At 64.6% G+C, this 254-nt stretch carries 1 protein-coding gene; it reads left to right on the top strand.

Annotation, left to right across the window (positions count from 1 at the left end; translation table 11 throughout):
* The coding region (locus ACLEJP_RS25605; RefSeq protein ID WP_440810935.1) for an immunoglobulin-like domain-containing protein at positions 1-254 on the top strand (254 nt) is incomplete at both ends.

Genomic DNA, 254 nt, shown 5'->3' with positions numbered 1-254 from the left:
ACCGTCAGCACCACGATTACCGGTGCCACCGGTGGCAACTTCGAGCAGCTGACGCCGAACCCGACTCCGGCCCAGACCACGATCAATGACTCGGTCGACACTACTACTGCGACCCTGACGGCCACGCCGTCGGTGACCGAAGGCGGCGTGATCACCTACACCGTGACGCTGAGCAACCCTGCCCAGACGCCGGTGACCGTGACCCTGTCCAACGGCCAGACCATTACCGTTGAAGCCGGCAAGACCCAGGGCAG

It is taken from the genome of Pseudomonas sp. SMV7 (assembly GCF_052041995.1).
Lineage (GTDB): Bacteria > Pseudomonadota > Gammaproteobacteria > Pseudomonadales > Pseudomonadaceae > Aquipseudomonas.
This window is presented reverse-complemented; position numbering and strand designations above follow the sequence as displayed.